Origin of the sequence: Arthrobacter sp. Leaf337 (assembly GCF_001423745.1) — a bacterium.
Taxonomy (GTDB): Bacteria; Actinomycetota; Actinomycetes; order Actinomycetales; family Micrococcaceae; genus Arthrobacter.
The window spans coordinates 23,971-40,821 of record NZ_LMPC01000015.1 but is presented as its reverse complement, the minus strand read 5'-3'; the positions used below and the strand labels follow the sequence as shown (position 1 = coordinate 40,821).

At 66.2% G+C, this 16,851-nt stretch carries 12 protein-coding genes; 5 read left to right on the top strand and 7 right to left on the bottom strand.

Annotation, left to right across the window (positions count from 1 at the left end; genetic code table 11):
• Nucleotides 1-229: 229 nt before the first annotated feature.
• Nucleotides 230-2,029: an arginine--tRNA ligase gene (gene argS / locus ASF98_RS13700; protein ID WP_200939367.1), complete on the top strand. Its 1,800-nt coding sequence runs from the start codon at nucleotides 230-232 to the stop codon at nucleotides 2,027-2,029.
• 104 nt (nucleotides 2,030-2,133) lie between these two features.
• On the opposite strand, the gene ASF98_RS13695 is transcribed toward argS, so the two are convergent.
• From ASF98_RS13695 to ASF98_RS13670, 6 genes are all read right to left on the bottom strand, one after another.
• Nucleotides 2,134-3,759, bottom strand: coding sequence for a glucoamylase family protein (locus tag ASF98_RS13695; protein ID WP_055802695.1), 1,626 nt, complete (start codon nucleotides 3,757-3,759; stop codon nucleotides 2,134-2,136).
• A complete protein-coding gene (locus ASF98_RS13690) occupies nucleotides 3,756-5,702 on the bottom strand; it encodes a glycoside hydrolase family 3 protein (protein ID WP_442854038.1) in 1,947 nt (648 codons plus the stop codon). The genes ASF98_RS13695 and ASF98_RS13690 overlap by 4 nt, the downstream gene beginning before the upstream one ends.
• Before the next feature lie 51 nt (nucleotides 5,703-5,753).
• A complete protein-coding gene (locus tag ASF98_RS13685; RefSeq protein WP_055802693.1) occupies nucleotides 5,754-6,689 on the bottom strand; it encodes a carbohydrate ABC transporter permease in 936 nt (311 codons plus the stop codon).
• A 13-nt stretch (nucleotides 6,690-6,702) separates the two neighbouring features.
• On the bottom strand, nucleotides 6,703-7,641 hold the full coding sequence (locus tag ASF98_RS13680) for a carbohydrate ABC transporter permease (protein ID WP_055802712.1): 939 nt from the start codon (nucleotides 7,639-7,641) through the stop codon (nucleotides 6,703-6,705).
• A 23-nt stretch (nucleotides 7,642-7,664) separates the two neighbouring features.
• Nucleotides 7,665-8,939: a sugar ABC transporter substrate-binding protein gene (locus ASF98_RS13675; RefSeq protein ID WP_055802692.1), complete on the bottom strand. Its 1,275-nt coding sequence runs from the start codon at nucleotides 8,937-8,939 to the stop codon at nucleotides 7,665-7,667.
• A gap of 440 nt (nucleotides 8,940-9,379) precedes the next feature.
• Nucleotides 9,380-10,474: a LacI family DNA-binding transcriptional regulator gene (locus ASF98_RS13670; protein ID WP_055802690.1), complete on the bottom strand. Its 1,095-nt coding sequence runs from the start codon at nucleotides 10,472-10,474 to the stop codon at nucleotides 9,380-9,382.
• A gap of 345 nt (nucleotides 10,475-10,819) precedes the next feature.
• Between ASF98_RS13670 and ASF98_RS13665 the strand changes: the two genes are divergently transcribed.
• From ASF98_RS13665 to ASF98_RS13650, 4 genes are read left to right on the top strand one after another with little or no spacing between them, the layout of a single operon-like run.
• Nucleotides 10,820-12,241, top strand: coding sequence for an extracellular solute-binding protein (locus tag ASF98_RS13665; RefSeq protein WP_055802688.1), 1,422 nt, complete (start codon nucleotides 10,820-10,822; stop codon nucleotides 12,239-12,241).
• The gene (locus ASF98_RS13660) at nucleotides 12,238-13,197 is read left to right on the top strand and encodes a carbohydrate ABC transporter permease (protein ID WP_055802686.1); all 960 of its coding nucleotides are present in this window, start codon (nucleotides 12,238-12,240) and stop codon (nucleotides 13,195-13,197) included. Before ASF98_RS13665 ends, ASF98_RS13660 begins: the two co-directional genes overlap by 4 nt.
• An 8-nt stretch (nucleotides 13,198-13,205) precedes the next feature.
• Entirely contained in the window at nucleotides 13,206-14,108 is a 903-nt protein-coding gene (locus ASF98_RS13655; protein WP_235505932.1) for a carbohydrate ABC transporter permease, read from the top strand.
• Between the two features lie 23 nt (nucleotides 14,109-14,131).
• On the top strand, nucleotides 14,132-15,574 hold the full coding sequence (locus ASF98_RS13650) for a glycoside hydrolase family 32 protein (protein ID WP_055802708.1): 1,443 nt from the start codon (nucleotides 14,132-14,134) through the stop codon (nucleotides 15,572-15,574).
• An 81-nt stretch (nucleotides 15,575-15,655) separates the two neighbouring features.
• Here the strand turns inward: ASF98_RS13650 and ASF98_RS13645 are convergent, their stop codons facing one another.
• Nucleotides 15,656-16,756 carry a LacI family DNA-binding transcriptional regulator gene (locus ASF98_RS13645; protein ID WP_055802683.1) on the bottom strand — a complete coding sequence of 367 codons (1,101 nt, stop codon included), beginning with the start codon at nucleotides 16,754-16,756 and terminating at the stop codon, nucleotides 15,656-15,658.
• Nucleotides 16,757-16,851 lie beyond the last annotated feature (95 nt).

Below are 16,851 nucleotides of genomic sequence, written 5' to 3'. Positions count from 1 at the left end.
TCTACAAAGCTCAAGGGTCTGAGTCCGGTGCAATACCGTGCCCAGACCCGTGCGGCCTAGAATCCCATTTAGCCAGTCCAACTATCGGGGACCACTTCAGGAGGTGAGAGAGCGTTTCTTTTTTGGCGGCAGGAAGTGCGAGAGGGTTCCGGATTTAGCCGCAGGACGTGATAGAGCGTCGGAAGGGGGTTGGGCTGATAATTTTGAGTTTGTGAATAATCCGGCCGAGATGGTTGTCCCCAGAGTCCAGGCAGCTATTGCCCAAGCGTTCGGCGAAGAGTTCCGGGACACCGATCCGGTGGTCCGGCCCTCGCAGTTCGCCGACATCCAGATCAACGCCGCCATGGCCCTTGCCAAGAAGGTGGGACTGCCGCCACGCGAGGCTGCCGGGCGGATCGTCGAGGCACTGGAGCTTGACGGCCTCTGCACCGCCGTGGAGATCTCCGGCCCCGGCTTCATCAACCTCACGTTTGACGGCACCTGGATCGAGGAGTTGCTCAACGCCCAGGCTGACCCCACCCAGGCTTCCCAGCCCCAAGGCGGGCCGGAGACGCAAGCCCGTCGCGTCGTCGTCGACTATTCCTCCCCAAACGTCGCGAAGGAAATGCACGTGGGGCACCTCCGCACCACCGTGGTGGGGGACAGCTTGGTCCGGGTCCTTGAGGCGCTGGGCCATACGGTGATGCGGCAGAACCACATCGGCGACTGGGGCACGCCCTTCGGCATGCTGATCGAGCACTGGCTGGAGATCGGCGAGGATTCACCTGAGGCCGCGCTGCTGGTGGAAGATCCCAGCGCGTTCTACCAGGCGGCGCGGGCAAAGTTCGACGGCGATGCGGACTTCGCGACGCGGGCACGCCTTCGCGTGGTGTCACTCCAGTCGGCCCACGAGGAGACGCTGGAGGTCTGGCAGCGGCTGGTGGACCATTCGAAGGTCTACTTCAATGCCATCTACGCCACGCTGGGAGTCAGCCTCGAGGACGAGCACATCGCAGGCGAAAGCTCCTACGATCCCCATTTAGCACAGTTGTGCCAGGAACTTGAGGAGCGCGGCCTGGCCCGTGTGAGCGAGGGGGCGCTGTGCACGTTCCCCGCGGGCTTCACCGGCAGGGACGGCGAGCCGCTGCCGCTCATCATCCGCAAATCCGACGGCGGCTACGGGTACGCGACCACCGATCTCGCCACCATCAGGTACCGGGTGCAGGAACTCCATGCCGACCGCATCCTGTATGTGGTGGGAGCCCCGCAGAACGTCCACCTCCGGATGGTCATTGAAACCGCCCGCGAAGCCGGATGGCTGCCGGACACCGTAGAGGCCACGCATGTGCAGATCGGCAACGTGCTGGGCGAAGACGGCAAGATCCTGAAGTCCCGCTCGGGCACTCCGGTGAAGCTCATGGCCCTGCTGGACGAGGCCGTGGACCGCGCCCGCGCCGTGGTGGATGCGAGCCGCCCCGACCTCTCGGAGGACGAACGCGCCGTCACCGCCCGGCAGGTGGGGATCGGGGCCGTGAAGTACGCGGACCTGTCGGTGGGGCACGACACCGAGTATGTCTTCGACTTCGACCGGATGCTGGCACTGAGCGGCAACACGGGCCCCTATGTGCAGTACGCCGCTGCCCGGATCCGCTCCATCCTGCGGAAGGCCGAGGAGGCCGCGACTGCGTCGGCCTTCGAGTCTGGCGGGGTGGCGGACTCTGGCGAGGTGGCGGACTCTGGCGACGTGGCGGGGGAGTCGACGGCGGGAGCGAGTATCGCCGTCGTCGAACCGGCCGAGCGGGCCCTGGCGCTCCACCTGCTGGAGTACGGCGCGACCCTCCGGAGGGTGGGCGAACTGCTGGAGCCGCACCGGCTGTGTGCGTTCCTGTTCGAACTCTCGCAGCTGTTCACCTCGTTCTACGACCAGTGCCCGGTGTTGAAGGCGGACGAGTCCGTCCGCCAGTCACGACTCGCCCTGTGCGCACTCGTCCTCCACAGGCTCTCCGAGGGGCTGGACCTGCTGGGCATCGAGACTCCGGAGAACATGTAGCCCCCAACGCTCTCTCACTTCTCGCGGCATGACCGCGGGAAGTGAGAGAGCGTCCGGGAATAGGCGGCAGGAAGTGAGAGAGCGTCGGGGATCGGCGGGCGGGCTTAGCCGACCAGCCCCGCGCCGAACTCCTCGACCTCGATCAGCGGTTTGATGACCTTCTCGACTTCGCCCTGGATGAAGTTGCGGCGGATCACGTTGTCGCCGAAGACGTTGCCGATCGCGCCGAGGACCATGGCCTGGTCCAGCGAAAGGTAGCGCCGGGCGATGGTTCCGGACTTGACCGCCACCGCATCGAAGAAGCCGCCGGCGCCATAGGCGGCGAGGTCGCGTTCGATCTTCACCAGGTTGTCGTACGCCTCGCGGGGCTCGTACTCCATGGCCAGGAAGGCGGCGTGCGGGGTCACTACGCCGTCGCCCCAGGCCGGCGTCGGGTTGCCGGCGGGCCGGCAGCCGTCGAAGCCGGTGTCTACGCTGGTGCGTTCGACGTCGGATGGGTAGCCGTCGCTGCTCATGCCCAGGGCGTCGACGCCCCACTCGGAGTAGCCGCCCTTCGGGTGGCTGGCGGGCGAGAAGCCCCAGTACCCGTACTGCGCATCGTCCAAGCCGAACTCCCGCTGGGCGCGGACGGTGAGCGGGTGGTTGATGCCCCATGCCTTCGGCGCCCAGGTGGATTCAGGGACGAACAGGTCCGGCATCAGGGACTCGAACATGTCTCCGCCCCAGCTCGGCACGATCCGCATTCCGCGGTACGTGTAGGCGCCCTCGAACACATCGATTCCCTGGTACGTCCGCGTCTCGCCCGCCGGCTTCTGCTCCTGCCAGGACCAGTCGCAGGTGTCCGGGAAGACCCGCATGGTGGCGAAGTAGTGCGCCGGTGGAAGCTGGCCGAGGGCAATGCCGATGTAGGTGGCGATCCGCGGCTCGGAGTTGGTGACGTCGTAGTGGTTCATCGTGTAGTAGACGTCAGCGCCCTTGCCCAGATAGTTGCCCTGGACCGTTTCCACCGGTGGTTTGACGTCGTAGAAGCCGCCGCGCAGCAGCCCCGCCGCCACACCGGGCCGGGCGTCCTTGTTGTAGAAGATCCCGAAGTCCATCCTGCCCAGGATTGTGTTGGCCAGCCCGGCGACCTTCGGCTCGGCGTTGCGGACCACCATGAGCGCTGCTGCGAACCAGCCGTTGTCCACGCTGGACATGAACGGCGCCACGGGGTTTCCGTTCTCGGGCCACACGGTGATGACTTCGCCGGTGGCTTCGTCGTACCAGTTGTAGAGCATGCCGCTGGGCTCGTGGTGCTTGAGGCCGGCCAGGGTGGTGAGGGTGCGGGTCAGCCGCTCCCGGCACTCGCTGGCGCTGATGATGTTCAGCTCCCGGGCCACCACGGTGCTCCACATGTAGCCGCCGATGTTGGTGGGCGAGGTGAAGCCGCTGCGCTTCGGTGCGGTGATGGACTCGCCGATGTAGTCGGCCGGCAGTCCGGTCACGGGATCGGTCATCGCGACCAGGGACTTCCAGGTGTCCTGCGCCCACCGGGTGATGACCTTGCGGTCCACCCCGCCCAGGTTTCGTGCGCGGGAAAAGTACGACGGCGACTGCGCGCCGGGCGCTGCGAAGCCGGGTTTCGCCGTAGCGGCGGCGAGTCCGGTGATGGCAAAGGCAGCCGCACCGGCGAGGAGCTGGCGGCGGGTGGCAGTGGAGAATCCCAGGGTTGCATCACAGCGCTGGTTCATGAGCTCAGTCCTGACTGGGTAGCGGTGGCGGTTCCGGCCTGCGGCAGGTGCGGCAGCCGCAGGCCGTGTCCGAACCGGAAGAGGGGATCGGCGGTGTCTCCGGGGACATCCGAGCGCGAAGCACGCACGGCGTCCATGGACCTCGGAATGTCGAACGGGAGGCTGCCCTGCGGCTCAACGCTTCCGAACAGGGCATCGAGGAGGGCCGTGTCCGAGACGCCGAAGGTGCCCACCAGGGCCGCAGCGAACCCGGCCAAGGGCGTGAGGATGGCCGGCCGGTCCAGCCGCACGTCGATGATCAGCGGAACCTTCGCGGCCAGGGTGCGGAGCCGGGACACCAGCCCGGGCGGGAAGTCCAGGCTTCCGGCGTGGAAGTGCTGTTCCAGGAACAGGTCGTCGCGGTGGTCCCAGGGGGAGTGCAACCGGATCACGGCAACATCCGCCTGCTCGGGATCCTGCACCACAGTCCCGAAACCGTCGAAACTCAGCGGGTCCATTCCCTCGACGTAGACGGCGGGTGAGCCGGCCAGCGGCAGGGCGGTCCCGCCGTCGTGCGTTCCGTTGGCCAGTACCGTGACGGACCGTGCCTGCGCGCGGTGGCCCTCACGCCGGAACTCGGCGTTGCCCACGATTTCGGCCGCGGCGTCCTCGTCCACGAAGGGGTTGTCGAACAGGCCGAGCTGGAACTTGACCAGCAGCAGGCGGCGCGCGGATTCATCGAGTCGTTCCTCGCTGACCAGGCCGTCGCGGACCAGGCCGAGGAGCAGTTCGGTGCATTCCTCGCCGCCGAACTGGTCCACGCCGGCGTTGAGGATCTTCAGCATCCGCTCGGGGGCCGTGAGCTCTTCGACGCCCCACGCCCGGGCCGGCAGCACCTGGTCGCCCACGATGTTGTCGTTGACCAGTTCCCAGTCGCTGAGCACCACGCCGTCGTAGCCGAGCTTGTCCCGGAGCAGGTTGGTGATGATCTGCTTGTTGTAGCCGAAGCCGACTTCCTCCACCGGTTCGCCGTCCAGCTCGACGCCGATCGGCATGCCGTAGTAGGGCATGATGGCGCTGGTCTTCTCCGCGATGGCGGCCCGAAACGGAGCCAGGTGCTCGTCGAAGCGGCCGCCGGGGTAGACCTGTTCGCGGCCGTAGGGGAAGTGCGCGTCCTCGCCGTCGCGCTGCGGACCGCCGCCCGGGAAGTGCTTGGTGGTGCAGGCAACGCTGTCCGGACCCAGCTCGTCGCCCTGGAACCCTTGGAGGTATTCCACCACGTACTTCGAACTGAGCTCCGAGTCCTGCCCGAAAGTTCCAGCCTGCCGGCACCAGCGCGGCTCGGTGGCGAGGTCCACGGTGGGGTGCAGCGCGGCACGGATGCCGACGGCGGTGTACTCCGTGCGGGCGATCTCGGCGAAGCGGCGGATGAGGTCGGCACTGCCGGCTGCGGCCAGGCCGATCGGCTCGGGCCACTGGGAAAAGTGGGCCGCGGTGAACGAGACGCCGGAGTTCTCGATGAAGGCGTGGCGCGGGTCCGTGGAGATCGTGACCGGAATGCCGTGCGGGGTCTGCTCGGCAAGGGCCTGCAGGGTGTTGCTCCAGCGGGCAGCCTCGCGGGCGGTGCCCAGCGCGTGGATGTTGAAGTGGTTCATGAACTTGCCCAGGATCACGGTGCTGGTGGGCGACTTGCTGATGTTGCCGGGTGTCTCCAGCAGGGTGCCGTCGGGGCCGGTTTCGATGACCGTGTGGAACATCAGCCCGGCCTTTTCCTCGAGGCTGAGGCGGGCCACGAGGTCGGCGGCGCGTTCGTGCGGGCTGAGGTCCGGGTTTTCGAAGGGATCCATGATCCCGTTGCCGTTGAGGTCCCGGTAACGGATGCCGTCGTCAGCCACGGAGGTGGCGTGGATTGCGTGGTTTCCGTGGTTTGCGTGGCGCGGGCTGGTGTGGGTATGTGAAGTCATGGGTGCTCTCTTGCGTCAGGTGAAGTCTGGAAGGGCAGGGGAGGTGGGGGCCTATTTGATGCCGGTGGCTGCGACGCCCTGGATGAAGTACCGCTGCAGGGCGACGAACAGCAGGATGATGGGCGTGATGATCAGGACCGATCCGGCCAGGAGGAGCCCGTAGTCGGTGGCGTTCTGGCCGGTGGAATACAGCGACAGTGCCACCGGCAGGGTGTACATCTCTTCGCTTTGGGCAACGACCAGCGGCCAGAGGAAATTGTTCCAGGACCCCAGGAAGGTCAGGATGCCGAGGGTGGCCAGCGGCGGTCCGCACAGGGGCATAACGATCCGCAGGAAGGTGCGCAGTTCGCCGGCACCGTCGATCCGGGCCGCTTCGATCAGGGAGTCCGGGATGCCCATGATGAACTGGCGCATCAGGAACACGCCCATCGGGGCCGCCAGGAACGGCAGGATCAGGGCCGGGTAGGTGCTGACCAGGCCCAGCTTGCTCACCATCACGAACAGGGGCACGAACGTGACCACGCCCGGGACCATCAGCATGACCATGACCAGCAGAAACAGGAAGCGCTTGCCCGGGAAATCCATCTTGGCCAGCGCGTAGCCCACCATGGAGCAGAACAGCAGGTTGCCGAGGACCGTGAACACAGCCACTACCACGCTGTTCAGGAAGAACGTGCCGATGTGCAGCTCGTTGAACCAGACCAGGAAGTTGTCCAGCGTGGGCTGCTCGGGCCACCAGGTGATGGGCCGGCGGAGGAGCTCGCCCTGGGTCTTGAAGGCGCCGAGGAACATCCAGGCGAACGGCAGGAGGGTGGCGGAAACGGCAACCACCAGGACGGCGTAGGTCAGCGTGCGGCGCGCCGGCGCGCGGCGGCTGGACCGCCGTCGTGCTTTGGGTTCGGTTCTGGCGGGCGGCGCACTTTTCGGTTCCGGCGCAACGGGTGCTGCGGTGGCCGGAAGCGGTGCTGAAGTGTCAGGGATCGTCATGGGGATCGGGTCCTCAGTCCTTGGATCGCAGGGCTCGGAATTGCAGCAGGCTCAACAGCGCGATGGCCACGAAGAGCACATAGCTGGCCGCGGAGGCCAGTCCGTATTTGCCGAACCCGAACTGGTTGTACGTGAAGTAGCTGACCGACAGGGTCGAATCCAGCGGGCCGCCCTTTGTCATCACGAACGGTTCCTCGAAGAACTGCAGGAAGCCGACGGACAGCAGAACGGTTCCCAGCAGGAGGGTAGGGCGGAGCATGGGCAGGGTGATCCGCGTGAACCGCTGCCAGGCGTTGGCGCCGTCCACTTCCGCGGCTTCGAGGATGTCGCCTGGGACAGCCTGCAGCCCGGCCAGGAAGATGATCATGAGCGTGCCCAGGTTCCGCCAGACGGCCAGCATGATCAGGGCCGGCATGGACCAGGTGGTGCTGTTCAGCCAGTCCGGGCCGGCGATGCCCATCCAGCCGAGGATGACGTTCAGCAGTCCGTCAGGCTGGAGGATGAACCGCCATACAACGGCAACGGCCACAATGCTGGTGACCACGGGCGTGTAGAAGCCAACGCGGAAGGCCGTGCGGAAGCGGCTGATGCCGTTGTTCAGGGCCACGGCAAGCGCGAGGGCCAGGACGGTAGTGAGTGGAATCCCGGCCGCCACGAAATAGGCCGTGTTCAGCACCGAGTGCAGGAACTGCGGATTCCGGAAGAGCGCGGCATACTGCTCAAGTCCGACGAATCCCACCGCGAAGGGGTTCTCGATGTCGCGGCTGGTGAAGTCCGTGAAGGACATCAGGAACGATGAGACCAGCGGTCCCAGCATGAATACACCGAAGATGAGGACGAACGGCAGCGCGAACAGCCATGCCGTGAGGGCGTTCCGGCGGCGCCGGGACTGTCCTGCGCGGACCCTGGCGCGGGCCGGAGGCCTGCCGGCATTTTTGGTGCCGGCAGGCATCACGTTTGTGGTGGTGGCCACTGTTACTTCCCGGTGCCGATCGAATCTGCGGCCTGCTGCAGGGACTTCAACGCCTCCGCGGGGTCCTTGCCGGCCTTGACGATCTGTTCGATTTCGCTGTCAGCGGCGGCGGCAACCTGGGTCCAGGTGGAAACGGCCGGCGGGTTGTTGGTGGTCTTGAGCTGGTCGCCGAAGACGGAGAGCTTGCTGTCCGATGCCAGTGACTGATCCTCCCAGGCGCTCTGCTGCGAGGGGAGGTCGCCGGTGGCCTTGTACCACTTGAGCTGGACCTCGGGCTTGGACAGCCACTGAAGAAGCTTCCAGGACGCATCGCGGTTCTCGGACTTCTTGAACACCACCATGTTGGAGCCGCCGACGAAGGACGTTGAGGTCTTCTCCTTGGGCATCGGGGCAACCTTGTACTTGTCCTCGAAGCCCGCGCCGCCGGCCTTGTTGAGCAGGCCGACGTGCCACGGGCCGCTGATCATCATGGGGGCGGAACCGTCCACGAAGGATGCTTCGGCAGTGGTTCCCGTGGACACGGCCTTGGACGCGAGCCCATCAGCGAAGAAGCTGGAGTAGTACTTCAGCGCCTCTGCCGCTTCCGGGGTGTCAAGGGTCCACTTGGTGCCGTCGTCGTTCATCAGCTTCGCGCCGTTGGACCACTGGAACGGGAGGGTGTCCAGGTAGGAGCCGGCGACGCCGGCGGGCAGCTGGACCCCGTATTTTGCCCCGGCCTTCTCCTGGAGACCCTTGGCAAGGGCTTTGAAGTCATCCCAGGTTTCGGGCGCCTTGGTGATGCCGGCCTTCTCGGCCAGGTCGCTGCGGTAGTAGACCACGCGGGTGTCGACGTACCACGGCACTCCGTAGGTGGTTCCTTCGACTTCGGTCGACTTCACCGAACCGGGGAAGAAGTCGCTGGCGTCGATCTCCTTCGGCGTCGCGTCGAAGGAGCTGGCGAAATCGCCCATCCAGGTGGTGCCCATCTGGGCGACGTCCGGTGTTGTTCCGCCGGCGATGGCTGTCTGGTATTTGCTGAGCGCCGCGTCCCAGGGGATGGCCGTGACGTTGACCTTGACGCCGGGATTCTCGGCCTCGAACTCCTTGAGCAATGCCGGAAGGGCTTCGCCTTCACTGCCCTGTGCCCACAGGGTAATGGTGCCGGATGCCTGGCCTGAGGCAATGGGCTTGGCCGATGACGCTGCGGATGAACCCGCGGAGTCCCTGCCGCAGCCGGTCATCAGCAGCGCTGCGGCAAGGCCGATGGCGGCTGCCTTCGTTGCGTTCGGACGGATCATCATTGTTCCTTTCGTGGGTCCCCGCATGCTCGGCCGGCTTCGGCTGATGCGTGGGCCGGTGCTTGGCCCGATGTGCAGCGGGGCGGGCCTGTGAGGGCACCGTTCTGCAAAGTATCTAAGCGCTTTGATTTATCGCTCGGACTAATCTAAGCGCATTGAATGTGATGTTGGCAACAGTTAGTCCAAAGAAAGTTGATACCCGGGGAGTGGGCATCGGGCGGCGGTGGGGTGTCCCGAAGGGGCTTTGGGGTCGCCGGAAGGGGCGGCGGTGGGGTGGCCCGGGGCGTGGCGGAGTGCGTTTTTCCGGGGCGCGGCGGAGTGCGCGGTGGGGGTGCAACTCCAGTGGGGGAGTAACTCCAGTGGGGGAGGGCGAAGACGAGGGAGGCCGCCCGGGCGGCGCCGTCGTCGGGCGCCTCTGTTGTTTGGCGTGGCCGCGGGTTCTAGCCCGGCTGGCAGCCACAACTTTCACGCAGCACGACGCGGACGGGAAGCCTGCGGGCCACCGGCGGCTTGTCGGGATGGTCCAACCGGTCCAGGAGCAGTTCCACCATGGTGCGCCCCATTTGTTCCATGGGCTGGCGCACGGTGGTCAGCGACGGCTTGATGACCCGCCCGGCAGCGATGCCATCGAAGCCTGTCACGGCAACATCCTTAGGAATCCCGACGCCGACGGCGGCCAAGGCGTCCATCACCACCAGTGCGTCCTGATCGGTGGCGCACACAAAGGCCTCGGGCAATGAGCCCTGCCGGCAGATGTCGCTGACGACTTCCGTGAGGGACTGTTCGCTGCCGCACGGGTATTTCGGCTCGCGCGTTGTTGGCAGTCCCGCATCTTGAAGTGCCCCGAGGAACCCCTCGAGCCGCTCCTCATTGTCCGAGGACGGCATGCCCCCGAGGAACATCAAATCCGAGAGTCCGTGAGCTGAGATGAGGTGTTCGGTGATGGCCCGCACCCCGGAAATGTTATCTACCGTGACGTGGTCCAGTTCGCGGTTATGCACGTTCTCGGAGACTTCCACCACGGGGATGCGCCGGGCGATCCGCGCGAGGGCTTCGCTCGGGACGGACCGCGGAAACACGGCCAGGCCGTCAACGCGGCCGGCAATGTCCGACAGCACGGCCTCGTTGTTTTCCGGATTTCCGCCGCCTACGAGCAGCGCCTGCCCCCGGCGCCAGCACTCGAGTTCAACGCCGCGCTGGACCTCGTCCACATACAGCGGAAACAGCCGAAGATCCTCATTGCGGCGCTCAAGGTCGGCCTCCGCGGGGTGGAGCGGGTCCTGGCCTTCGCCGCGGATTCCGTCGGCAGGGTCCAGCAGGTAGTCGTAGGCAAATAGACCCAGGGCGCCCGTCCGGCCCCTGGCCAGGCCGCGCGCACTGGCGCTGGGGACGTAGCCCAGTTCTTCCGCGGCAGCGAGGACAAGTTCGCGCGTGGACGCCTTCACTTTGTCGGGCTGCCGGAATGTGAACGAGACAGTCGCGATGGAAACACCCGCGCGCTCCGCGACGTGATAAACCGTGGGACCTTTTGCCATTTCACTTCTCCTTCTCCCATGAGTCTATGCGCTTAGCATTCCCCTATGGAGTGAGCGACCGTTACAACGCTCTCTCAGATCCTGCGCGTTTTGGGGGAACGCTCTCTCTCCGACGCCGCGGTCTGCCAGGTCATGGACGATGTCAGGGCTAGGTGGGAGGGCGCTTCTCGTTTTGCGGCAGGAGGTGAGAGAGGGTTTCGAAAAAAGCGGCAGGAGGTGAGGGAGGGTTTCGAAAAAAGCGGCAGGAATTGAGGGAGCGTCGCAGTGAGGCGCAGGGTTGTGATGCTTGACACGTGTTAGGTCGTTCATCTACAGTTCCTAACACGTGTTAGGAAGGAAATTGACATGACCGGAGCCACAAACGGGCACCTGCGGGAAATCACCCGCCGTACCGCCCTTGGTGCCCTCGGCGCGGGAATTATCGGAGCAACCGTGGCATCGTGGCCGCGGCTCTCCGGAACGGACATTCCGGGCCGCGGGGACAACAGCCTCAGCATCGCCATCATGGGCACCGCCGCGGACGCCGCCGCCCGCCAGCGCGCCATCGACGCCTTCACCCGACTCCACCCGGAGATCAAGGTCAAGGTTCAGGCCATCCAGGCCGTGGACTGGAAAGACTTCTTCACCAAGATCCTCACCATGGTGGCTGCAGGCACGCCGCCGGACGTGGTCTACGTGGCCACCGAAGGCGCCCAGCTGTTCGCGGAAAAGCTCGCTCATCCGCTCGACGAGTACGTGCGCCGCGACGCCGCGGACATGCGGGAGTTCTTCGACGACGTGCACCCCAGCCTGGTGGAGGCCTTCATGTACAAGGGCAGCCTGTACCAGCTCCCCATGGACTGGAACGCGGCCAACATGTACTACAACACCACCGCGTTCGCGCAGGCCGGACTGGAGCGCCCGGCGGATGACTGGACTCACCTGGACTTCCGCAACAGCCTCGCCGCCATGCGCAAGGCCCGGACCTCGGACTTCACCCCGTATTACTGGACCAACAGGCTCTTCGGCGGGGTGGTTCCGTGGCTCTACGCGAACGACACCAGCTTCCTGAAAGAGACCCGGTCCACCGGCGGGGAGTGGCTCTGGGATGGCTTTTACGCCAACGATCCCTCCCGCAGCCTCCGTTCAGGCGGATACCAGTGGCTGGAGCCGAACGCCAACGACGACCGCGTCTTCGAGTCCTTCGACTACCTCCGCGGACTGGTCAAGGACGGGCTCGGCGTCCGCCCTGAGGAAGGCGGCGGCAGCTCGCTTGTCGGGCTGTTCGCGTCCAACCGCATCGGTACGACGCCGGCCGGCGGCTACTGGGTGCAGGGCCTGCACGAGGCCGGGATGGGCGAAAGCGATTTCGACGTCCAGTTCTTCCCGCGCTGGAAGACCCAGCGGCACCAGTTCGGCACCGCCGGCTACGCGATCATGAAGACCGCCAAGGACAAGGACGCCGCCTGGGAATGGATTAAGTTCAGCTCCAGCCGCGAAGCCATGGAACTGATCTTCCCCAACCCGATTACGACGCCGGCGCGCCGCTCCATGGTCAACGAGCAGCTCTACGCCGGCAAGGGACCCGCCAACTGGAAGGTCTTCTACGACACCTTGGACCGGTTCCCCACCACCGGCCCCATCCCGGCCCCACCGCAGCAGGCCGCCGTTGAAACGGCCCTGATGAAGAACGTTTCGCTGGCTGTCAGCGGCGACGAGCGCCAGCTCAAGCAGGCCCTCGCCTCAATGCAGCGCGACCTTGAACTGGCCCTGAGGAGGCAGTCATGAGCACCACCACCCCGCCGCGGGAGCGGCCGAGGCAGGCGGCCGGGCAGTCCGTGCCGGCCCAGCACCAACCCACCGCCAAGTCGCGGCACAGCCAGCGTTGGCTGGCCTGGATCTTCCTCGCCCCCACCATCCTCGGCATGGGCCTGTTCACCCTGATCCCGATCGTGGCCTCCGTGGTCCTTGCCTTCTTCCGCTGGGACATCATTTCCGCGCCGACGTTCGTGGGCTTCGACAACTTCTCCGAAGTGGTCCAGGACCCCACCGTCCGCGTGTCCTTCCTGAACACCATCGTGTTCGTGGTGGTGGCGGTGGCCTTCCAGCTGGGGCTCGCCCTGGCGCTGGCCATCATGGTGCAGGAGAAGATGCCGGCCTGGCTGCGCGTGTTCTTCCGTTCGGCCTTCTTCTTCCCGCTCATCCTGTCCGCGGCCTCGGTATCCATCTTCATGCGATACCTCTTCAACGAACAGTTCGGCGTGGTGAACTGGTTCCTGTCCCTGGTAGGCATCCCCGCGGTGCCGTGGCTGACCACACCGGGCGGGTCCGCCGCCGTCGTGATCCTTGTCTACGTGTGGCAGAACTTCGGGTTCTCCTTCCTGCTGTTCATCGGCGGCCTGGCTTCCATTCCCGTGGAGACATACGAAGCGGCATCGATCGACGGCGCCACCGGCTGGCGCAAGCACCTGCACGTCACGCTGCCCCTCCTGAGCCCCACCACCCTCGTGGCTTCGGTGATGGCCATCATCAGCGCCCTGCAGGTGTTCGACCAGCCCTACGTGCTGACCCGCGGCGGCCCTGGCGACTCCACTCGCACCGCCGTCATGGTCATCTTTGAATCGGCCTTCCAGCGCCTCGAGTTCGGTCAGGCGTCCGCCATCGGCGTGCTTCTCACCCTGATCATCATGGCCATTACGGCCGCGCAGTTCCGGCTCAGCAAACGATTCGTCTTCTACCAGTAAGGCCAGCCATGACAACCACTACAGACCACGGCCTGGCTGGGCATTCCCCCCGGCTCTCGGAAGGCCTTCCCGAAACGTCTCCCAAGCGGCGCAGGTTCAGCTGGAGTTTCGCCCTCCGCGTCGGCCTGCTGCTGATCGCGGCAGCCCTGACGCTGGGCCCGGTGCTCTGGACTCTGTCGACCTCGCTGCGGTCGCCGTCGGAATCGTTCAAGCTGCCGCCGTCGTTCTTCCCGTGGAACCCGGATTTCACGTCCTACGGTGAAGTATTCCAACAGCTGAATATCTTTCTCCTCGTCCTCAACAGTGCCCTGGTGACCGGGCTGATCGCGGTGGGCCAGATGGTGTCCGCGGCGATGGCGGGCTACGCCTTCGCGCACCTGAAGTTCCGCGGCCGCGGTGCACTCTTCTCGATCGTGCTGGCCACCATGATGGTGCCGGTGCAGGTCACGATCGTGCCCGTCTTCATGTTGATCCGCGGCATGGGCCTCTCGGACACGCTGCTGGCGCTGATCCTCCCGGCCATTCCGACGGCGTTCGGTACCTTCCTGATGCGCCAGTACTTCATGGGGCTCCCCGCCGAGCTGGCCGAGGCCGCCTCGATCGACGGAGCCAGCCCCTGGCGGACGTTCCGTTCCGTATATGCACCGCTGGCGATGCCCGGCATGGCGATCGTGGGAATCCTCGCTTTCAACTTCCACTGGAACGAGTTTTTCCGCCCGCTCATCCTGACCATCTCCGAGCAAAACTTCACGCTTCCGCTGGGACTTGTCTCGCTCCAGGGCAACCTGGGGACCGGCAGCATCTCAGTAGTTCTCGCAGGCGTGGTCCTGTCCATGATTCCGGCGCTGGTGGTCTTTATGTTCGGCCAGCGCGCACTCCAGGACGGCCTCACGGCCGGCACCGGAAAATGACCTACTCACCGAAAGGCCCCGCAATGCCCGCCACGGACCTCGCCGCCGTCCACTTCGACGACGTCGCCGCTTCCCACCCCGACCCCGCGTTCCCGCACTTCCACCCGCGCCCCGCCCGGGGCTGGATCAACGACCCCAACGGCATCAGCTTCATCAACGGCCGCTACCACGTGTTCTTCCAGTACAACCCGGACTCCGCCCGGCACCACAAAATCGCCTGGGGCCACGTGAGCTCCGCGGACCTGGTGCGCTGGGAGGAACACCCGGTGGCGCTGCGCCCGCAGCACGGCGGGCCGGATGAGTACGGCTGCTGGACCGGTGTGGTGACGGACGACGGCGGTGTTCCCACCGCCGCTTACTCGGGCGTCCGCGGCGACGGCGGCCACTCGCAGGTTGTCATCGCCCGCGGCTCGGAGGACCTGGTCCATTGGGAGCAGACCGGGCACGTGGCGGCTTCGATGCCCGACGACGGACAGGTCACTGCGGTGCGGGACCCGTTCATCTTCCGGTTCAACGGGAAGCGGTACGCCATGCAGGGCGCCGGGCTCGCCAGCGGGCACGCCGCGCTGCTGCTGTACACGGTCGAGGACATGTCCGACTGGAAATACCAAGGCATCTGGCTGACCTCGGAGAACCCGGTGGCCGCCGAGTCCACGCCGGCCGAGATCTGGGAATGCCCCCAGCTGGTGCGGGTGCCGGATGCGTCCGTGGATTCCTCCGGCGGCGCAGGCGATTCCGGAACCTGGCTGATGATGTTTTCGCTCTGGCTTTCGGGTGACGCGCACGAACACGCCAACGGCGTGGGCCATCTCGTCGGTTCGCTGACCGAGGACCCGGCCACCGGACTGCCGGTGTTCACGCCGCGCGGCGGCGGCAAGTCCGACCTCGGGCGTGACTTCTATGCGCCCCAGATCGTGGCACTCGAAGACAGGGCCCTGCTGTGGGGCTGGGCCAACGAGGGACCGGGCCGCGACGGCCGCCGCGGCCGCAGCCAGGACGAAATTGACGCCGCCGGCTGGGCCGGTGTCCTGACATTCCCGCGTGAGCTCTCGGTGGTCGACGGTGCCCTTGCTGTCAGCCCCGCTCCGGAAATCGACGCCTACCGTGGAGCGATGACGGCCAGCCACGCCGCCGGATCCGTTGTGCTGCCTGCGTTTGCCGAGGTCTTAGTGACAGGCCGGACTGGTTCGGGCGGCGGGGACGGTTCCGGCGGTGGCGGGGACACCGCCGTCGAACTCCTGCTCGTGGGGGACGGCAGCCGGCAGACAGTGTTCAGCGGAACCATCGAACCGGGGGAGGCGCTGCGGGTCTTCGTGGATGCCTCACTGGTGGAGGTCTACCGGGCGGGTTCGGTGGCCACGACGCTGCGGGCCTACCCGGCTGCGGGGGAACGCTGGCAGCTGCAGCTTCCGTCCGGTGTCACGGCGGACGTCTGGGAACTGGAGCAGCCCGCGAAGCAGGGCTGACGAGTACCGCGCGGCTATACCGGCCCGGCCTTAGCGCCCGGCCGGAGTCAGCGCCCGGCGGGGGTCAGCGCTCGCTTGGCCTTAGCGTCCGGCGGGGACGGGCCCGGTGGAATCCCGGACCACCAGGCGGCAGGGAACCATCGTCTGGGAGCTGGTCGTGTGCTCAGTGCCGGCACCGGCGCTGGCGCCCGGGCCGCCGTCGTCGTCCTTTCCGTTCGGAACCGCTTCCACCTCTGTGAGCAGCGCCGTCATGGCCGCTTCGCCCATTTCCCGGAGCGGAAGGGCCATGGTGCTGAGCGCCGGGACCATGGTTTTGGCGACGCGGAATTCGTCGTCGTAGCCCATGACGGACACGTCCTCCGGAACGTTCAGCCCCAGCCGGTAGCAGGCCAGCACGACGCCGATAGCCAGGCGGTCGTTAGCGCAGAGGATCGCGGTGGGGCGGTCGGATGGTTCCACGCCGTCGAGGAGTTTCATGGCGCCGTGGAATCCGGCGTCAATATCCCAGCCCACCTGGATGACCCGGTCCTCGTTGACAGGCATGCCCGCGACCTTGAAGGCATCGCGGTAGCCGTCGATCCGCCGCGGCGCCGCAGGGGTCAGGGAGTCGCCGGCCAGGAAGGCGATGTCCCGGTGGCCGAGCGACATCACGTGCTCGGCAGCTTCGCGTCCGCCGCGGACCTCGTCGGGAATCACGGCCGGAAGCCCTGCCTCGGGTCGGTCGTCGAAGCAGTTGGCCAGGATCGACGGGACCCGGGCCATGTTCGGCGGGACGTGCAGCGGACGCAGGCCCACCGTCACATACATCAGCCCGTCCACCTGGCGGTCCAGCAGCGTTTCCACGGCGCTTTCGTCCCGGGACTCGTCCAGCTCCGTGTCCATCACCACGGTGACAAAGCCGTGCGACCGTGCCACCGCGTCCGCACCGGCGATGATGTTGCCGTCGAACGGGCTGGTGACGACCTGGTCCGACACGATGCCGATGACGCGCGACCGCTGGTTGCGCAGGCTCAGGGCGATCTTGTTCGGCGAGTAGTTGAGCGCAGCCGCCGCTTCCCGGATGCGCTGCTGGCTTTCGAGGGCAACGTTGCCGTCGCCCCGCCCGTTGAGCACGAGCGACACAGCGCTGCGCGAGACGCCCGCCAGCTTGGCGACGTCCAGTGCGGTGGCCTTGCGGTTCATGGGCTGATCCTCCGGGTGGGAAACACTGCTTTGCTGCAGTTTACCTAACTCGTGTGAGCTGGTGAGCGGCTTGCGACGCTCTCTCACTTCCTGCG